Raw genomic sequence first — 14,160 nt, forward strand, 5'->3', positions numbered from 1 at the left:
GCGCGGTCGCTCAGGAGGCGACCCGCGCCTCCTTCGCCCTCTTCCAGAAGCCGGAGAACGTGATGCGGTCCTTCGGGACGCCGAGGCGACGCAGGTGGCGGCGACCGCCGGTCGCGAGCGCGCTCTCGCCGACGACGAAGCCGTAGGCGAGAGGGTCGACCGCGATGCGGCGGGTCAGCTCGGCGAGGGCTCCGGCCCCGGCGGGGTGCGCGTCGTCGCGGACGACCCACCGCACGTCCACCCCTCGCGGAGCGTCGAGCTCGCGGCGGTCGGCCGCGGTCGGCACCTCCTGGATGACGGTGCCGACGGCGTCGTCCGGCAGCGACCGCAGCACGCCGCAGACCGCGGGCAGGCCGCTCTCGTCGGCGACGATCACCGTCTCGGTCGCGTCGTCCGGGCGGTCGAAGATCAGCCCCTGGTCGAGCACGCCGATCGCGTCGCCCGGTCTTGCCGAGCAGGCCCAGACGGCCGCGCCGCCCTCGAGCTCGCCGTCGGGCCCGCGGTGCACGACGAAGTCGATGTCGAGCTCGGCGCCGCCGTGGGTGGTCGCGGGGCGGAACTCGGCCACCGTGTAGTTCGCCAGGTGCGGCCGCTCGTCGGCCGGCACCGCGAGGTGCTGCGGCCACCACGTCGCGCCGGTGGATCGCGGGAGGCGCAGCTCGGCCTGGTGGGGCAGCTGCAGGAAGAGGCGGAACCAGTGGTCGTACCCCATGAAGTCGAACCGGTCGAGCTCGGGCCCCGCCACGGTCACCCGCTGGAAGCTCGGCGTCAGACGCTCGGTGCGGGTCACCGCCGCACGGTAGATGCCGGGAGTCGTGGGTGCGGTGCGGCTGGGCATGAAGTAAGGATAGCCTCACCTCACTCGCGCGTCGAGCAGGTCTGCCGAGCGGGCCGGTGTCCGCGGATGGTCGCTCACGGCCCGGGCGACCGACGAGTCGTGGACACGCGTGAGCCCGTGGGCCCGACTAGCGTCGGGGGCATGACCGATGCCGAGAAGGACGCCGACCGCGACGACGTGACCGGGATGACCGCGGACGAGAAGCGCCACGACCAGCTCACGCGGGCCCCGAAGTCGGACGAGAGCGACGCCGCTCCGCGCATCACGACCGAGGACCGCGGCGACGGCGTCACCCGCATCGACGTCGCCGACACCGCGAAGGTGCGCCCGGGCGGCGGCGAGGCCCGTCCCGAGTAGGGCCGCGCCCGCGCCCCGACACCGCACCGCAGCGCCCGGGTGCCGGCTCAGCGGTGGATCGCGTCCGTCCGGTCGCGCAGCCGTCCTCCGGTCGCCCCGGCCCGCACCGCGAGCACCTCCGCGAGGATCGAGACGGCCGTCTCCTCCGGCGTGCTCGCGCCGAGGTCGAGCCCGATGGGCGAGTGCAGCCGCGCGATCGCCTCGTCGCCCACCCCGAGCGCGCGCAGCTGCCGCACCCGTCGCTCGTGCGTGACGCGCGACCCCATGGCCCCGACGTAGACCGCCGGCGAGGCGAGCGCCGCCGCGACGAGCTCGGCGTCGAACCGGTCGTCGTGCGAGAGCACCGCGACGACGCTGCGGTCGTCGAGCTCGGTGCGGGCCAGGTAGGCGGGCGGCCACTCGACGACGACCTCGTCGGCCGAGCGGAACCGGCCCGGCGTCATGAACACGGGTCGCGGGTCGCACACCGTCACCCGCCAGCCGAGCGCCGCGCCCGCGTCGCAGAGCGCGACCGCGAACTCGACGGCACCGAAGACGAGGAGGCGCGGGGCCGGCTCCGACCGCTCCGTGAACAGCCGCAGCCCGGTGCAGGCGTCGACGTCGGACGGGTCGACGACGTCGCCGAGGCGTCCGCCCGCGTCGCGCCCCGCGGCGTCGGCCTCGTCGTCGGCCGGGGCGCCGCCGGGGGTGGGAGCCGCGCCGACGACCGTGGTGAGGGAGGCGGGTCGGCCGGCCCGCGCCTCCTCGAGCTGGTGGACGACGGTCGCGTCCGCGGCCGTCAGCGCCCGCACGACGACCTCGATCGTGCCGCCGCAGCTGAGGCCGACCTCGAAGCCGGCCTCGTCGCTGAAGCCGAACGACTCGACGACCGGCCGCCCGTCGGCGAGCACCTGCTGGCAGGTCTCGTAGAGGGCTCCCTCGACGCAGCCGCCGGAGATGCTGCCGATCACCGTGCCGTCGGCGCCGACCACCATCGAGGTGCCGACGGTGCGGGGGGCGCTGCCGACGACCGAGACGGCGGTCGCGACGGCGACTCGCTCGCCGGCGCGCAGCCGGTCGAGCAGGCGGTCGGCGATCTCGAACACGGGTCCTCCGGGGCGGGTGGGGCGGCATGGGTCGCGCGGCGGGAGGCCGACGGCGGGCGTCGGGGAGTCGGGCGAGGGGCCGCGCGGGCGGCGGTGGACGTCGTCGGCCGGGAGCACCGATCGTACCGACCGCCGGGGCGTGCCCGCGCTGGCATGCTCGGGGGATGACCGATGCGCTCGACCGTCACCGCGCCTCCTCGGGGGCGTCGGCCTCCGACCCCGGCGACCCGGGCGGGGCGAGCGACCCGCGCGCCTCGTCGCTCGAGCCGCTCGTCGCCGACTGGGTCGAGGGCTGGACCGCCTCGCGCGGGCTCAGCGCGACCCGGCGCGGGGGGACGTGGCGCGTGCCGATCGGGCTGCCCGACCGCTGGGCCGAGTTCGTCGTGCCGTTGGGCGCCGGGGCCGGCCTCGACGACCGCGCGGCGGACGCCGACCACGCGGCGTCGCCCGACCTCCCCGCCGCCGAGGCCGAGCTGCTCGACACGACGCTCGCCGAGGCCGTCGACGCGGGCTCGTTCGGCGACGCGGTCTGGGTCACGGTCGTCGTGCCTCCCGCCCGGGTCGACGCCGTCGTGCGGGCCGGCCTCGCCGCGGGGCTCGTCGTGCGCAGCGCCGAGGAGTCGTTCATGGCCGTCGAGCTCCACCACCAGGCGGCCCGGGCCGTGCCGGCGGGCTACGTCGTCGACGTCGCCGAGGCCCGGGCGGCCCGGGGGACGGTGCTGCGCGCGGTCGCCAGCCCCGACGTCGGCGGCGCCGAGGACCTCGACGCCGCCGTGGGCCTCGCCCCCGACGTCGACCCCGTCGACGCCGCCTCCGGACGCGCCGGCCTCACCGCCGCCGGGACCGCCGTGCCCGACAAGATCCAGACCTCCGAGGCGCACCGTCGGCGCGGCCTGGGCGGCGCCGTCATGCACGCGCTCGTCGACGAGTGCCGGAGGCGCGGTGCCGCCCACGGCCTCCTCGTCGCGTCCGTCGACGGTGCGGGCCTGTACGCCGCGCTCGGCTGGCGCAGGGTCGCCTCGGTCGTCGTCCTCGCGACGCACTGACCGGGCCCGGGCGTCCGCCCTGAGGCTGAGATGCGGGGCCGGGGCCGCGCCTCCGTGGCAGGGTCGGCGGGACGCGCCCGGACGCCGGGACGCCCGGGGCGTCGCGGCTCGACAGGCCATGACCGACCACGACCGACCACGACCGACCCGATGAGGACCACCCGATGACCCCCACCCGCCGACCGCACCACGCCGCCGTCCTCGCCCTCGCCCTGGCCGGCGTCACCGCCGTCGCCGGGTGCGCCGCCGGAGGAGCCCCCGCGGGGGCGGGCACGAGCGGGGCACCGGCGTCGGCGTCGGCGTCGGCGTCCCCCTCCGCCGCGCCCACGACCGACCCCGCTGCCCAGGCCCGGGTCGACGCGGCGCTCGCCGCCCTCGAGGCGGAGTTCGACGCGCGCGTCGGCGTCTCCGCCGTCGACACCGGCGACGGTCGGTCGATCGGGCACCGGGCGGACGAGCGGTTCCTCTACGCCTCGTCGCTCAAGGCGCTCGCGGCGGCGGCGCTGCTCGACGTGACGACGGCCGACGACCTCGCCGAGCGCGCGACGTGGACCTCGGCCGACGTCGCCGCCGCCGGGTACTCGCCCGTGACCGAGCTGCACGTCGTCGGCGGGCTCAGCTACGCCGAGCTCGCCGAGGCCGCCGTGCGGAAGAGCGACAACACCGCGCTGAACCTCGTGCTCGACCGGGTCGGCGGACCGGCCGCGCTCGACGCCTGGCTGACCGACCTCGGCGACGACGAGACCGAGGTGGTCGACCAGGAGCCCGAGCTGAACCGGCCGACCGCCGGCAGCGACGCGAACACGACGACGCCCGCGGCGTCCACGGCCGACCTGCGGGCGGTCGCGGTCGGCGACGCCCTCGCGGCGGACGACCGGGCCCAGCTGCTCGACTGGATGAGCGGCAACGCCACCGGCGACGCCCTCGTGCGGGCCGGAGCGCCCGACGGCTGGGTCGTGGCCGACAAGTCGGGCGGCGCCGGGGGCGTGCGGAACGACGTGGCCGTCGTGACCCCGCCCGGTCGCGAGCCGATCGTGCTCTCGGTCCTCACCGCGCGGAACGACGCCGACTACGACGACGCGCTCGTCGCGCGGGCCGCGGCCGCGGTGCTGGCCGAGTTCGAGTAGGGGCGTCGTGTCGCGTCACGTTCCGTGCGTCGCGTCGCGTCTTCTCGTGACGCCTCGCCCAGGACGTGACGCCGTGCGACCCGAAGGTGCCCTGGTGGGACGCGGAGGCGCGGGGCAGGATGGCCTCATGACCCGCGCCTCCGTCGTCTCCGTCAGCCGCGACGACCAGCACCGCTTCAGCAAGCCGGCCGTCGACGCGATCGAGCTCGTGGCAGGGCTCGGCGTGGCCGGCGACGCCCACGCCGGGACGACCGTCCAGCACCGCTCGCGCGTGGCGCGAGACCCGTCGCAGCCGAACCTGCGGCAGGTGCACCTGATCCACGACGAGCTGCTCGACGAGGTGCGCGCGGCGGGCTTCGAGGTCGGACCCGGCCAGCTCGGCGAGAACGTCACCACCCACGGGGTCGACCTGCTCGGCCTGCCCGAGGGCACCGTGCTGCGGCTCGGGCCGGAGGCGTCGGTCGAGGTGACGGGGCTCCGGAACCCGTGCCTGCAGATCGACGGCTTCGAGGACGGCCTGCTGCGCCAGCTCGTCGGCCGCGACGCCGACGGCGCGGTCGTCCGGAAGGGCGGCGTGATGGGCGTGGTGCTCACGGGCGGTCGGATCGTGCCGGGCGACGAGGTCGTGGTCGAGCTGCCCGCCGGCGAGGCGCGGGCACTGCGTCCGGTCTGACCCGGGTGGGCGCGGCTCGACTCGGGCCGTCGCGTCGCGTCACGTTCTGCGCATCACGTCGCGACGAAGCGTGACGCGGTGCCCGAGACGTGACGCCGTGCGGCCCGGAGGCGCTCCCTACCGGGGTGCAGCCGCCGAGGCCAGCACCACGACCAGGGCGACGACGCCGGCCGCGAGCGTCAGCAGGGCCACGCCCGCGGGCAGGCCCCCGCCCGCACCCGCGGCCCCGGGCGCGACCGTGTCTGTGCCCGAAGGCGAAGGAGATGGCGAACTCGAGCGCGACGGCGAGGCCGGCGACGTGAGGAGGCGATGCAGCCGTCGGTACCGCCGGTGCGCCGCCACGAGCACCCCGACCGACGCCGTGAGACCGACGGCCGCGAGCACCCAGGCCCCGCCGCCGAGCAGCTCGGGCAGCACGCGGAACGCGACGAGCGACGCGGCGGTCAGCGCCAGCGCCGTGCGGCGCCACGCCAGCGCGGTGCGCTCGGGTTGGAGCCCCTCGTCGAAGGGGTGGGTCGACGGGTCGAGGCGACCCGCGCCTCCGGCGCTGTCTCCGTCGTCGGCCCGGCCGGCCCGCGGGCCCGGGGCGGTCACGCGAGCACGACCGCCAGCAGCACGAGCACGCCGGCCACCGCGACGGCGACCCCGAGCGGCAGGGCGAGCACGGCCGACGGCAGCGGCCGGTCGAGGCGGAGGGCCCGCTCGGCCCGCAGCCAGCCGACCCACGCCTGCACGGGCGTGGCGATGCCGGTGACGACGAGCACGATCGAGGCCGCGAGGCGGAGCGTCGGCTGCAGCCCGAGGCCGAGCGCCTCGAGGGCGACGCCGGCCGCGAGGAGGGCGAGGCCGGTGCGGATCCACGCGAGGAAGGTGCGCTCGTTCGCGAGGCTGAACCGGACGTCGGGCTCGGTCCCCACGCCGTAGACGCTGCGGGGGCGTCGGTGGTCGGCGGTCACCCCTCGACCGTAGCGCGACCAGTCGTCCACGGATCGTCGCCCGGGCGTCGTCGGCACGACGGACCGTGGACACCCGACGCCCCCGGGGCGCGTCCGGGCCCCCCGGGGCGTGCCCGGGCCCGGGGTCAGGGCCGGTGGCGGCGGATGCGGATCGGGCCCTTCGCGGTCGACGGGTCGACGACCGACCCGCCCTGGGTGATGTCGACCTCGCCCGCGGCGACGAGGCGACGGGCGGCGCGGCGGACGGGCTCCATGAGGTCGCGCCAGGCGGCCTCGTCGTCGGGCGCGACGGCCCGGGCGACGTCCGACGGGCAGATCGTCGAGGTGGCGGCCCGCGAGGCGAGCAGGCCCCGGATGCGCCCCTCGAGCTCGCGGTCGAGCGCGGTGACCTTGCGCTTGCGGCACGCGTCGCTGCAGTACGCGACCTCGTCCCAGTTCGCCGCCCACTTCTTGCGCCACTCGATGCGGCGCCCGCACGAGCGGCAGGTCTTCTCGTCGTGCTCGGTCATGCGCCCATGCAACGCTCCTTCCCCGCACGTCCGGTGGACCGGGGTACCCGCGATGTGGGTCGAGCGGGGGATGGCGGCCGTCCCGAGCCCGCCCTAGCGTGTCGGGATGACCGACCCCGGCGACGACCCCCGACCCGAGACCGGGCCGCCCCTCCGCCTCGAGAAGGCCCCGGCCGGAGGCGCGAGGCCGTCCCCGAGGCAGCTCCTGCACCTGCGCGGTCCCGTCCCGGTCCCGGGCCTCCGTCCGTGGATCGCCTGGGCCCGCGCCGCCACGCAGTGGAGCCGGTGGTCGGCCCGCGCGAGCCGCAGCGAGTTCTGGTGGACCTGGCTGCTGCAGGTCGCGGTCGCCGCGGTGTTCCTCGTGGCGATCCCGCTCGCGCTCGGGCAGGGGCGCGACCACTCGCTGCCCGTCGGGCCCTTCGGCTCGGTCCTCGGCGACCTCGCGCTCTTCACCGGACGCGGCCCCGGTGACGACGACAAGTCCGGCGTGTACCTCGTCGTCTGGATGCTCTGGTGCGTCGGCACCTTCGTGCCGACGGTCACGCTGACCGTCCGGCGACTGCACGACGCGAACTTCTCGGCGGGGTGGGCCATCGCCTCGGTGTTCCTGCCCTTCCTGCAGCTGCCGGTGCTGATCATGCTGGCGCGGCCGTCGCAGCCGACGGGCGTCCGGTTCGAGTCGGTGCCCGACGGCGCGCTCGGCACCGGACGGGGGCCAGCCGGGTCGTCCGGAGCGGCCGGCCCGGCCGCGCCCGGGGCGCCCGCAGTCCGGCCGTAGGCGGTCGGGGGCCTGGCGCCTCGCACGGGCGGCGCGTACCATCGACGGTGGTCGTGCGGCACGCGCGGCCCCGGGCGTGCACGACAGCGCGCAGTCGGGATCACCATCCTCCCCGAGCAGCGCGGCACCGCCGAGGCTCGGGTCGCAGGAACGGCGCCCGCCGACTGACCGAGACCCTCATGACCATCGCACCCGTGCGTCCCTCGACGCCTCCCACCGTCCCTCCCCAGAAGTTCCCGCTCGCCGGCCTGCTGGCGCTCGCCGTGGCGACCTTCCTCTCGATCTCGGGCGAGATGCTGCCCACCGGGCTGCTGCCCGAGATGAGCGCCGAGCTCGGCGTGACCGAGTCGGCCGTCGGCCTGCTCGTCAGCGTCTTCGCGTTCACCGTCGTCCTCACGAGCACGACCCTCACGCACCTCACGCGCAACCTCCCGCGGCACCTGCTGGTCGTCGGCCTCGTCAGCGTGCTCGCCGTCAGCGCGGCCCTCACCGCCATCGCCCCGAGCTACGAGCTCGTCGTGGCGTCGCGGGTGCTCGGCGGCCTCGCGCACGGCATGTTCTGGGCGATCGGCGGCGCGTACGCCGCGCACCTGGTGCCGCGCGAGCAGGTCGGCCGGGCCCTCGCGGTCGCCATGAGCGGCGGCACGCTCGCCTTCGTGCTCGGCGTCCCCCTCGGCACCGCCCTCGGGCAGGCCCTCGGCTGGCGTGCCGCGTTCGGCGTGCTCGCCGGGGCGATGGCGCTCGGCGCCGTCCTCGTCTGGCGGCTGCTGCCCGCCGTCCCGCGGCACGAGCCGGCGGCGGCCGCGGCGGCGACCGCGACGGGGTCCGCCCCGGTCGGCGGCGACGTGGCCGGAGCCCCTGCCGGCGGCGACGAGGCGACCGAGCGGTCGGACGCGACGAGCGCAGGAGGCGCGGGGCGCGCCTCCTCGTCGCCCACGCCCTCGAGGCACCTGCCCCCGCCCTCGGTGCTCGGCGTCGTCTTCAGCTGCGTCGTCACCGCGGTCTTCATGGTCGGGCACTACTCGTTCTTCACCTACATCGCGCCGTACCTCGTGCGGTCGACGGGCATCGCGGAGTCGTCGCTGAGCGCGGCCCTGTTCGCCTTCGGCATCGCGGGCGGGGTCGGGCTGCTGATGGTCGGGTGGTTCCTCGGCAGGCGGCCGCGCGTCAGCATCCCGGTGGGGATCGGCGTCGTCGTCGTGTCGGTCGTCGCGCTCGTGCTGCTCGAGGGGCAGCCGGGGCCGTCGATGATCGCGTTCGTCGTGTGGGGGGTGACCTTCGGGGCGCTGCCGCCGTTGTTCCAGACGAAGATGCTGCAGGTCGCGCCGGAACGCCTGCGCGACCTCGCGAGCGCGTTCTACACGACCGGGTTCAACGCCGGCATCGGCGGCGGTGCGCTCATCGGCGCGCTCGTGCTCGACGGGTCGGGGCTCGACACGCTGCCGCTGCTGTACGTCGGGGTCGCCGCCGTGATGCTCGTCGTGGTCGTCGTGACCGACCGGGTGCTGGTGGCGCGGGGGCGTCGGGGCTGAGGCCGGCGCGCCCGCCAGCCCGCTCTGCCGTGGCCCGCACGTCGCGGGTGCGTGCGCACCCCGCGGACCCGCGCGCACCCTCGGGACCCGCAGGCACCCGTCGGCGCGCGGGAGGGTCCGTGCGGCTTCGTGGGGTGTCGTGGCCGTGACGCGGCGACGCCCGGCGCGGGTGCGCCGGGCGTCGTGCGGGCCGGCGTGCTGGGGCGCCGGGCGAGGTCGTGCGGGTGGTCAGCGGCGACGGGGCGTGGTGCCCGTGCCCGTCCCGGTGCCGCCGCGACCGCCGCGGCCCTTCATGACCTTGCGGACGATGAAGGTGATGATCAGCGGGGCGAATCGGCGAAGCAGTGCAGCCATGGGGAACTCCTCGTTCAGGGAGGGTCGACGGTACCCGCCCCGTGCCGCGTCCGTGCGGGGACGCCCGCCGCCCTTCGCTCTGCGGCCGAGGCCCCTGCCCTGGCTCCCGGGGTTCATCGCAGCCCGGGCAGCCCGCGTGCGGGCCGGGCCTGCCTGCAGCGCCGCCGCGTAGGGTGGCGGCGCACGCCGACGCAGGGAGTCGGTGCGCCGCTGGCCCTGCCGTCACCGAGCGGGCCGCACGACACCACAGCACCAGGGGGACCACGCATGACCACGACCATCTCGAAGACCGCGCTCACCGCCGTCGCCTCGGGGGCGCTCGCCCTCACGCTGCTGCTCGCGGGCTGCACCGGCTCCGGCGACTCGTCCGACGAGGCGAGCGGCACCAGCTCGGACACGGCCGAGGGGCCCACGACCGGCGAGCTCGCCGACTTCGGCTCGTGCGAGGACGTCGGCACGGCGCTCTCCGACTTCACCGAGGGCCTCGAGCTGCAGGACACCAGCACGTTCGAGGACGGCGCCGTGCAGTGCTCGTGGGCCACGCCCACCGCCGAGGCTTCCGAGGGGAACATCACCGCGATCGTCGCCGTGGCCCAGGCGCAGGAGTTCGCCGCCGACGACATCACCGCGCAGGGCGACGAGCTCGCCTCCACCGAGGGCGTCGAGGAGTCCGACGACGAGCGTGCCGCGGCCGTCGACGGCCGCGCCTTCCTGCAGAGCGCCTCGCAGACCGGCTTCTCGGTCTCCGGCGCCTCCGTCGTCACGCCGCACGGCCTCTTCGCCGTCACCGCGACCGGCGCCGGCGACACCGCTCCGTACACGACCGAGCAGACGCTCGACGGCGCCTTCGCGCTGATCGGCTGACCCCGGGGTCACCACCCGACCCCACGAGGAGGCGCGGTGCCGGTCGTCCCGGCACCGCGCCTCCTCGTCGTGCCGCGTCCGCTCCCGGGGCCGCCGTCCCGCTAGGCGACCTGGTGCACCACGTAGCTCGCGACGAAGCCGAGCACCGTGACGAGCCCGGTCAGCGTCTGCGTCTTGCGGAACGCCTCGGGGATCATCGTGTCGCAGATCATCGCGAGGATGGCGCCGGCGGCGAAGGCCATGACGAACGACTGACCGCCCTCGGGGACGTTCCCGAGCAGGGCGTAGCCGCCGAGCGCGGAGAGGGCGCACACGACGGCGATGCCCGACCAGAGGCCGAAGACCCAGCGGGCCGAGCGCCCGGACGACTTGAGGTCGGCCGTGCTCGACATGCCCTCCGGCACGTTCGAGATGACCACGGCGACGAGGACGGCGATGCTCAGCGCGCCGCCGCCCGTGAGGCTGACGCCCTGCACGGCGGTCTCGGGCACGCCGTCGAGGAGGGCACCGAGCGCGATGCCGAGCCCGGTGCCGGCGCCCGCGCCTCCGCGGCGGTGCTGCTTGCGGCGGAACCCGCCCTGCTCGAGCAGCTGGTCGAGGCCGACGTAGACGCCGGCGCCGACGAGCAGTCCGGCGAGGGTCGGCAGGAGGCCTCCGCTCGACGTCGCCTCGTCGACGAGGTCGAACGACAGGGCCGAGATGAGCACGCCCGCCCCGAAGGCCATGACGAGGGCGACGAGCTCGCGGGGCACCCGCACGAACCAGGCGACGGCGGCTCCGACGACGAGTGAGAGGCCGCTGAGCAGCCCGGCGAGGGTGGCGAGGACGAGGGGGGAGGTCACGTCGTCCCGTCGACCGGGCCTCGACCGTCGCCGGGGGACAGGCCGTGGCGGGACGACGGTCGGCGTCAGCGGCTGAGCGCCTCGGTCATGTAGCGCGCGATCGCCCGTTGTCCGGCGTCGTTCGGGTGGATGCCGTCGCCGGCGATGAGCGACCCCAGGGTCGCCGCCTCGCCGGCGGGGGTCGCCGTCGCGTCGGAGCCGCTCGCGCCCGAGCTGCTCGCGCCCGTGCCGCTCGCGGTGCCGCCGGGCGAGCTGCTCGCCGCTCCGGTCGCCTCCGCGAGGGCGTCGCCGAGGGAGAGGCTCGCGACGCCCGTGTCGTCGACGACCTCCTGCAGGGCCCGTTCGTACTCGTCGCGCGTGCCCTGCCACGCGGCCGTGTCGCCGAGCCCGGCGCTGAACTCGTCGACCACGACCACCGTCGGGGGCGCGTCGAGCGACTGCAGGCCGCCGATCAACGCCGTGTAGTCGGCCGCGACCTCGTCGGGGGAGGAGAGCGACGCGTCGTTGACGCCGAGGGTGATCGTGACGAGGTCGGGCTCCGCTGCGGCGACGGCCTCGAGCCAGCCGGCGAGCTGGTCGGTGAAGTCGGCCGTCGTGTAGCCGGTGTGGGCCGAGTCGAGGAGGACGACGCCGGCGTCGCGGTCGCCGTCGTACTGCGTCAGGCCGTGCAGCACGACGACGTCGGTCGCGGCCTCGGCCGTCACGGTGACCGTGTGCGGCCCCGGGTCGAGGTCGGTCACGGTCGTGAGGTTCACCCCGGCGGCCGCGTCGGACGTGTCGACCTCGACCGGGTCTGCGCCGTCGACCGACCAGGTGAACGTGCCCCCGCCGCTCGACCACCAGAGGTCGAGGTCGGTGCCGGACACGTCGTACGACACGACGGCGCCCGGCGCCAGGTCCAGGGCGCGGAAGCCGAGGCTCGGTGCGGTGAAGTCGACCCGAGCGTCGTCGGAGCGCTCGACGGCCCACGACGCCCACGGCGAGTCGGGCGGGTAGGTCGCGAAGACCGCAGGGCGGTACCCGACGCCGCCGGCGACGCCGTCGACGGGATGCGCGTCGCGGAGGGCGTCGCGGGTGAGGTCGATCCAGCGGTCGTCGACCGTGGTGGCCCCCTGCCCCTCGGTGAGGCTGTCACCGACCGCGAGCCATCGGGCGGACGACGAGTCGACGTCGGCGAGGGCGGCGTCCCACGCGGCCCAGGGGTCGGTCGGGGTCGTGCTCGGGTCGGGGTCGCCGCCCGCGGTGCAGCCGGCGACGAGCAGCACCGCGGCGCCGAGCAGGGCAGCGGCGGCGAGGCGCCCACCGCGCCCACCGCGGCCCGGCACGAGTCGGCGGGTCACGACTCCGTCACCGTCCCGCCCTCGACGCGCAGGTGCCGGTCGATGCGCACGGTCTCGAGCATCCGGCGGTCGTGCGTGACGAGCAGCAGCGTGCCCTCGTAGCTGTCGAGCGCCTGCTCGAGCTGCTCGATGGCCGCGAGGTCGAGGTGGTTCGTGGGCTCGTCGAGCACGAGCACGTTGACCCCGCGCGCCTGCAGGAGGGCGAGGCCGGCGCGGGTGCGCTCGCCGGGCGACAGCTCGTCGACGGGGCGCGAGACGTGGTCGGCCTTGAGCCCGAACTTGGCGAGCAGCGTGCGCACCTCGGCCTGGGGCCACTCGGGCACCAGCGCCTCGAAGGCGTCGGCCAGCGGCTCGTTCCCGGCGAGCAGCGCCCGCGCCTGGTCGATCTCGCCCACGGCGACGCTCGCGCCGAGGCTGGCCGTGCCCTCGGTCGGCTGCTGCCGACCGAGCAGCCCGCGCAGCAGCGTCGACTTGCCCGCACCGTTCGGGCCCGTGATGCCGATGCGGTCGCCGCCGGCCACCTGCAGCGACACCGGCCCGAGCACGAACTCGCCGGTCGCCGGGTCGCCCTGGCGGAAGACCGCACCGCTGAGCGTCGACACGACCCCGCTCGAGCGCGGGGCGGCGCCGATGGTGAACTCGAGCTGCCACTCCTTGCGGGGCTCGTCGACCTCGTCGAGGCGGGCGATGCGGCTCTCCATCTGGCGCACCTTCTGCGCCTGCTTCTCGCTCGACTCGGCCGACGCCTTGCGACGGATCTTGTCGTTGTCGGGCGCCTTCTTCATCGCGTTGCGGACGCCCTGGCTCGACCACTCGCGCTGCGTGCGGGCCCGGCCGACCAGGTCGGCCTTCTTGTCGGCGAAGTCGTCGTAGGCCTCGCGCGCGTGCCGGCGGGCCGTCTCGCGCTCCTCGAGGTACGAGTCGTAGCCGCCGCCGAAGACGCGGTTCGAGGCCTGGGCCAGGTCGAGCTCGAGCACCTTCGTCACGCAGCGGGCGAGGAACTCGCGGTCGTGGCTGACGAGCACGACGCCGCCGCGCTGCCCCTGGACGAAGCGCTCGAGGCGCTCGAGGCCGTCGAGGTCGAGGTCGTTCGTGGGCTCGTCGAGCAGCGCCACGTCGAACCGGCTGAGCAGCAGGGCGGCGAGGCCCACCCGGGCCGCCTGGCCTCCGCTGAGGCCGGTCATGAGACTCAGCGGCCCGACGGAGGCGGTCGCGCCGTCGACCGCTCCGCCCGGGGCGGTCGTCTCGGACGCCGTGCCGAGCCCGAGGTCGGCGAGCACCTGGGGGAGGCGGTCGTCGAGATCGGCCGCCCCGCTCGCGAGCCAGCGCTCGAGCGCGAGCGAGTAGCCGTCGGCCGCGTCGAGCCCGTCGGCGCGCGGTGCCGGGTCGGCCTCGCCGAGCGCGGCCGCGGCGGCGTCCATCTCGGCCGTGGCCTGGGCGCAGCCGGTGCGGCGCCCGATGTAGCCGGCGACCGTCTCGCCCGGCACCCGCTCGTGCTCTTGGGGGAGCCAGCCGACGAACGCGTCGCCCGGGTTGAGCGTCACGGTGCCGGCCTGGGGCTCGTCGACGCCGGCGAGGAGGCGCAGCAGGGTCGACTTGCCGGCGCCGTTGACCCCGACGACCCCGACGACGTCGCCCGGGGCGACGGTGAGGTCGAGGTCGTCGAACAGCGTGCGGTGCCCGTGGCCCCCGGCGAGGCCCTTGGCCACGAGTGATGCGCTCATTCCTCGATTCTCGCGGACGGGAGCGGGTGATGGGTGCGAGCGGGCCCCGCCGGCCGCCCCGCGTGCCACTCCGCCGACCGCCCCGCGTCACGTTCTGCGCGTCGCGTCACGTCATTCCGCCACGCGCTGCGCAGA

The 14,160-nt window shown here is 76.3% G+C and carries 16 protein-coding genes; 7 read left to right on the top strand and 9 right to left on the bottom strand.

Features of this window, described 5'->3' with window-relative positions:
• Positions 1 to 10: 10 nt before the first annotated feature.
• A complete protein-coding gene (locus EDF38_RS09855) occupies positions 11 to 838 on the bottom strand; it encodes a siderophore-interacting protein (protein WP_123355272.1) in 828 nt (275 codons plus the stop codon).
• A 141-nt stretch (positions 839 to 979) separates the two neighbouring features.
• Here EDF38_RS09855 and EDF38_RS09860 point away from each other — a divergent pair, with 141 nt between their 5' ends.
• The gene (locus EDF38_RS09860) at positions 980 to 1,195 is read left to right on the top strand and encodes a hypothetical protein (protein WP_123355273.1); all 216 of its coding nucleotides are present in this window, start codon (positions 980 to 982) and stop codon (positions 1,193 to 1,195) included.
• 47 nt (positions 1,196 to 1,242) lie between these two features.
• Here EDF38_RS09860 and EDF38_RS09865 read toward each other — a convergent pair whose 3' ends face one another.
• Complete coding sequence (locus EDF38_RS09865; RefSeq protein ID WP_123355274.1) at positions 1,243 to 2,280, bottom strand: XdhC family protein; 1,038 nt, start codon at positions 2,278 to 2,280, stop codon at positions 1,243 to 1,245.
• 164 nt (positions 2,281 to 2,444) lie between these two features.
• Between EDF38_RS09865 and EDF38_RS15895 the strand changes: the two genes are divergently transcribed.
• The 3 genes from EDF38_RS15895 to EDF38_RS09880 all read left to right on the top strand — a co-directional run bounded on the left by EDF38_RS15895 (position 2,445) and on the right by EDF38_RS09880 (position 5,126).
• Positions 2,445 to 3,326: a GNAT family N-acetyltransferase gene (locus EDF38_RS15895; protein ID WP_158613350.1), complete on the top strand. Its 882-nt coding sequence runs from the start codon at positions 2,445 to 2,447 to the stop codon at positions 3,324 to 3,326.
• A 164-nt stretch (positions 3,327 to 3,490) separates the two neighbouring features.
• Positions 3,491 to 4,453 (top strand): class A beta-lactamase, encoded by a 963-nt coding sequence (bla, locus tag EDF38_RS09875; RefSeq protein WP_123355275.1) that lies wholly within the window; start codon positions 3,491 to 3,493, stop codon positions 4,451 to 4,453.
• Positions 4,454 to 4,580: 127 nt separating this feature from the next.
• Complete coding sequence (locus tag EDF38_RS09880) at positions 4,581 to 5,126, top strand: MOSC domain-containing protein (RefSeq protein ID WP_123355276.1); 546 nt, start codon at positions 4,581 to 4,583, stop codon at positions 5,124 to 5,126.
• Between the two features lie 117 nt (positions 5,127 to 5,243).
• On the opposite strand, the gene EDF38_RS09885 is transcribed toward EDF38_RS09880, so the two are convergent.
• From EDF38_RS09885 to EDF38_RS09895, 3 genes are all read right to left on the bottom strand, one after another.
• The gene (locus EDF38_RS09885) at positions 5,244 to 5,720 is read right to left on the bottom strand and encodes a DUF202 domain-containing protein (protein WP_123355277.1); all 477 of its coding nucleotides are present in this window, start codon (positions 5,718 to 5,720) and stop codon (positions 5,244 to 5,246) included.
• Positions 5,717 to 6,082: a YidH family protein gene (locus EDF38_RS09890; protein ID WP_123355905.1), complete on the bottom strand. Its 366-nt coding sequence runs from the start codon at positions 6,080 to 6,082 to the stop codon at positions 5,717 to 5,719. The genes EDF38_RS09885 and EDF38_RS09890 overlap by 4 nt, the downstream gene beginning before the upstream one ends.
• Before the next feature lie 125 nt (positions 6,083 to 6,207).
• On the bottom strand, positions 6,208 to 6,591 hold the full coding sequence (locus tag EDF38_RS09895) for a DUF2256 and DUF3253 domain-containing protein (protein ID WP_123355278.1): 384 nt from the start codon (positions 6,589 to 6,591) through the stop codon (positions 6,208 to 6,210).
• A 106-nt stretch (positions 6,592 to 6,697) separates the two neighbouring features.
• Between EDF38_RS09895 and EDF38_RS09900 the strand changes: the two genes are divergently transcribed.
• Positions 6,698 to 7,369: a DUF805 domain-containing protein gene (locus EDF38_RS09900; RefSeq protein ID WP_123355279.1), complete on the top strand. Its 672-nt coding sequence runs from the start codon at positions 6,698 to 6,700 to the stop codon at positions 7,367 to 7,369.
• 179 nt (positions 7,370 to 7,548) lie between these two features.
• Complete coding sequence (locus EDF38_RS09905) at positions 7,549 to 8,901, top strand: MFS transporter (RefSeq protein WP_123355280.1); 1,353 nt, start codon at positions 7,549 to 7,551, stop codon at positions 8,899 to 8,901.
• Positions 8,902 to 9,129: 228 nt separating this feature from the next.
• On the opposite strand, the gene EDF38_RS16300 is transcribed toward EDF38_RS09905, so the two are convergent.
• Positions 9,130 to 9,255, bottom strand: coding sequence for a hypothetical protein (locus EDF38_RS16300; protein ID WP_255409854.1), 126 nt, complete (start codon positions 9,253 to 9,255; stop codon positions 9,130 to 9,132).
• A 267-nt stretch (positions 9,256 to 9,522) separates the two neighbouring features.
• Between EDF38_RS16300 and EDF38_RS09910 the strand changes: the two genes are divergently transcribed.
• Complete coding sequence (locus tag EDF38_RS09910; protein ID WP_123355281.1) at positions 9,523 to 10,119, top strand: hypothetical protein; 597 nt, start codon at positions 9,523 to 9,525, stop codon at positions 10,117 to 10,119.
• 101 nt (positions 10,120 to 10,220) lie between these two features.
• On the opposite strand, the gene EDF38_RS09915 is transcribed toward EDF38_RS09910, so the two are convergent.
• The 3 genes from EDF38_RS09915 to EDF38_RS09925 form a co-directional block, all read right to left on the bottom strand.
• Positions 10,221 to 10,961, bottom strand: coding sequence for a ZIP family metal transporter (locus tag EDF38_RS09915; protein ID WP_123355282.1), 741 nt, complete (start codon positions 10,959 to 10,961; stop codon positions 10,221 to 10,223).
• 65 nt (positions 10,962 to 11,026) lie between these two features.
• Entirely contained in the window at positions 11,027 to 12,301 is a 1,275-nt protein-coding gene (locus tag EDF38_RS09920; RefSeq protein WP_123355283.1) for an SGNH/GDSL hydrolase family protein, read from the bottom strand.
• Positions 12,298 to 14,025, bottom strand: coding sequence for an ABC-F family ATP-binding cassette domain-containing protein (locus EDF38_RS09925; protein WP_123355284.1), 1,728 nt, complete (start codon positions 14,023 to 14,025; stop codon positions 12,298 to 12,300). Before EDF38_RS09925 ends, EDF38_RS09920 begins: the two co-directional genes overlap by 4 nt.
• Between the last annotated feature and the right edge of the window lie 135 nt (positions 14,026 to 14,160).

Origin of the sequence: Frigoribacterium sp. PhB160, assembly GCF_003751785.1 — a bacterium.
Classification (GTDB): Bacteria; Actinomycetota; Actinomycetes; order Actinomycetales; family Microbacteriaceae; genus Frigoribacterium.

Bases quoted from the DNA above. Each gene is read 5' to 3' on its own strand.
- bla (WP_123355275.1), top strand. From the start codon at position 3,491: ATGACCCCCACCCGCCGACCGCACCACGCCGCCGTCCTCGCCCTCGCC.
- EDF38_RS09860 (WP_123355273.1), top strand. From the start codon at position 980: ATGACCGATGCCGAGAAGGACGCCGACCGCGACGACGTGACCGGGATG.
- EDF38_RS09855 (WP_123355272.1), bottom strand. From the start codon at position 838: ATGCCCAGCCGCACCGCACCCACGACTCCCGGCATCTACCGTGCGGCG.
- EDF38_RS09925 (WP_123355284.1), bottom strand. From the start codon at position 14,025: ATGAGCGCATCACTCGTGGCCAAGGGCCTCGCCGGGGGCCACGGGCAC.
- EDF38_RS16300 (WP_255409854.1), bottom strand. From the start codon at position 9,255: ATGGCTGCACTGCTTCGCCGATTCGCCCCGCTGATCATCACCTTCATC.
- EDF38_RS15895 (WP_158613350.1), top strand. From the start codon at position 2,445: ATGACCGATGCGCTCGACCGTCACCGCGCCTCCTCGGGGGCGTCGGCC.
- EDF38_RS09880 (WP_123355276.1), top strand. From the start codon at position 4,581: ATGACCCGCGCCTCCGTCGTCTCCGTCAGCCGCGACGACCAGCACCGC.
- EDF38_RS09905 (WP_123355280.1), top strand. From the start codon at position 7,549: ATGACCATCGCACCCGTGCGTCCCTCGACGCCTCCCACCGTCCCTCCC.
- EDF38_RS09900 (WP_123355279.1), top strand. From the start codon at position 6,698: ATGACCGACCCCGGCGACGACCCCCGACCCGAGACCGGGCCGCCCCTC.
- EDF38_RS09910 (WP_123355281.1), top strand. From the start codon at position 9,523: ATGACCACGACCATCTCGAAGACCGCGCTCACCGCCGTCGCCTCGGGG.
- EDF38_RS09895 (WP_123355278.1), bottom strand. From the start codon at position 6,591: ATGACCGAGCACGACGAGAAGACCTGCCGCTCGTGCGGGCGCCGCATC.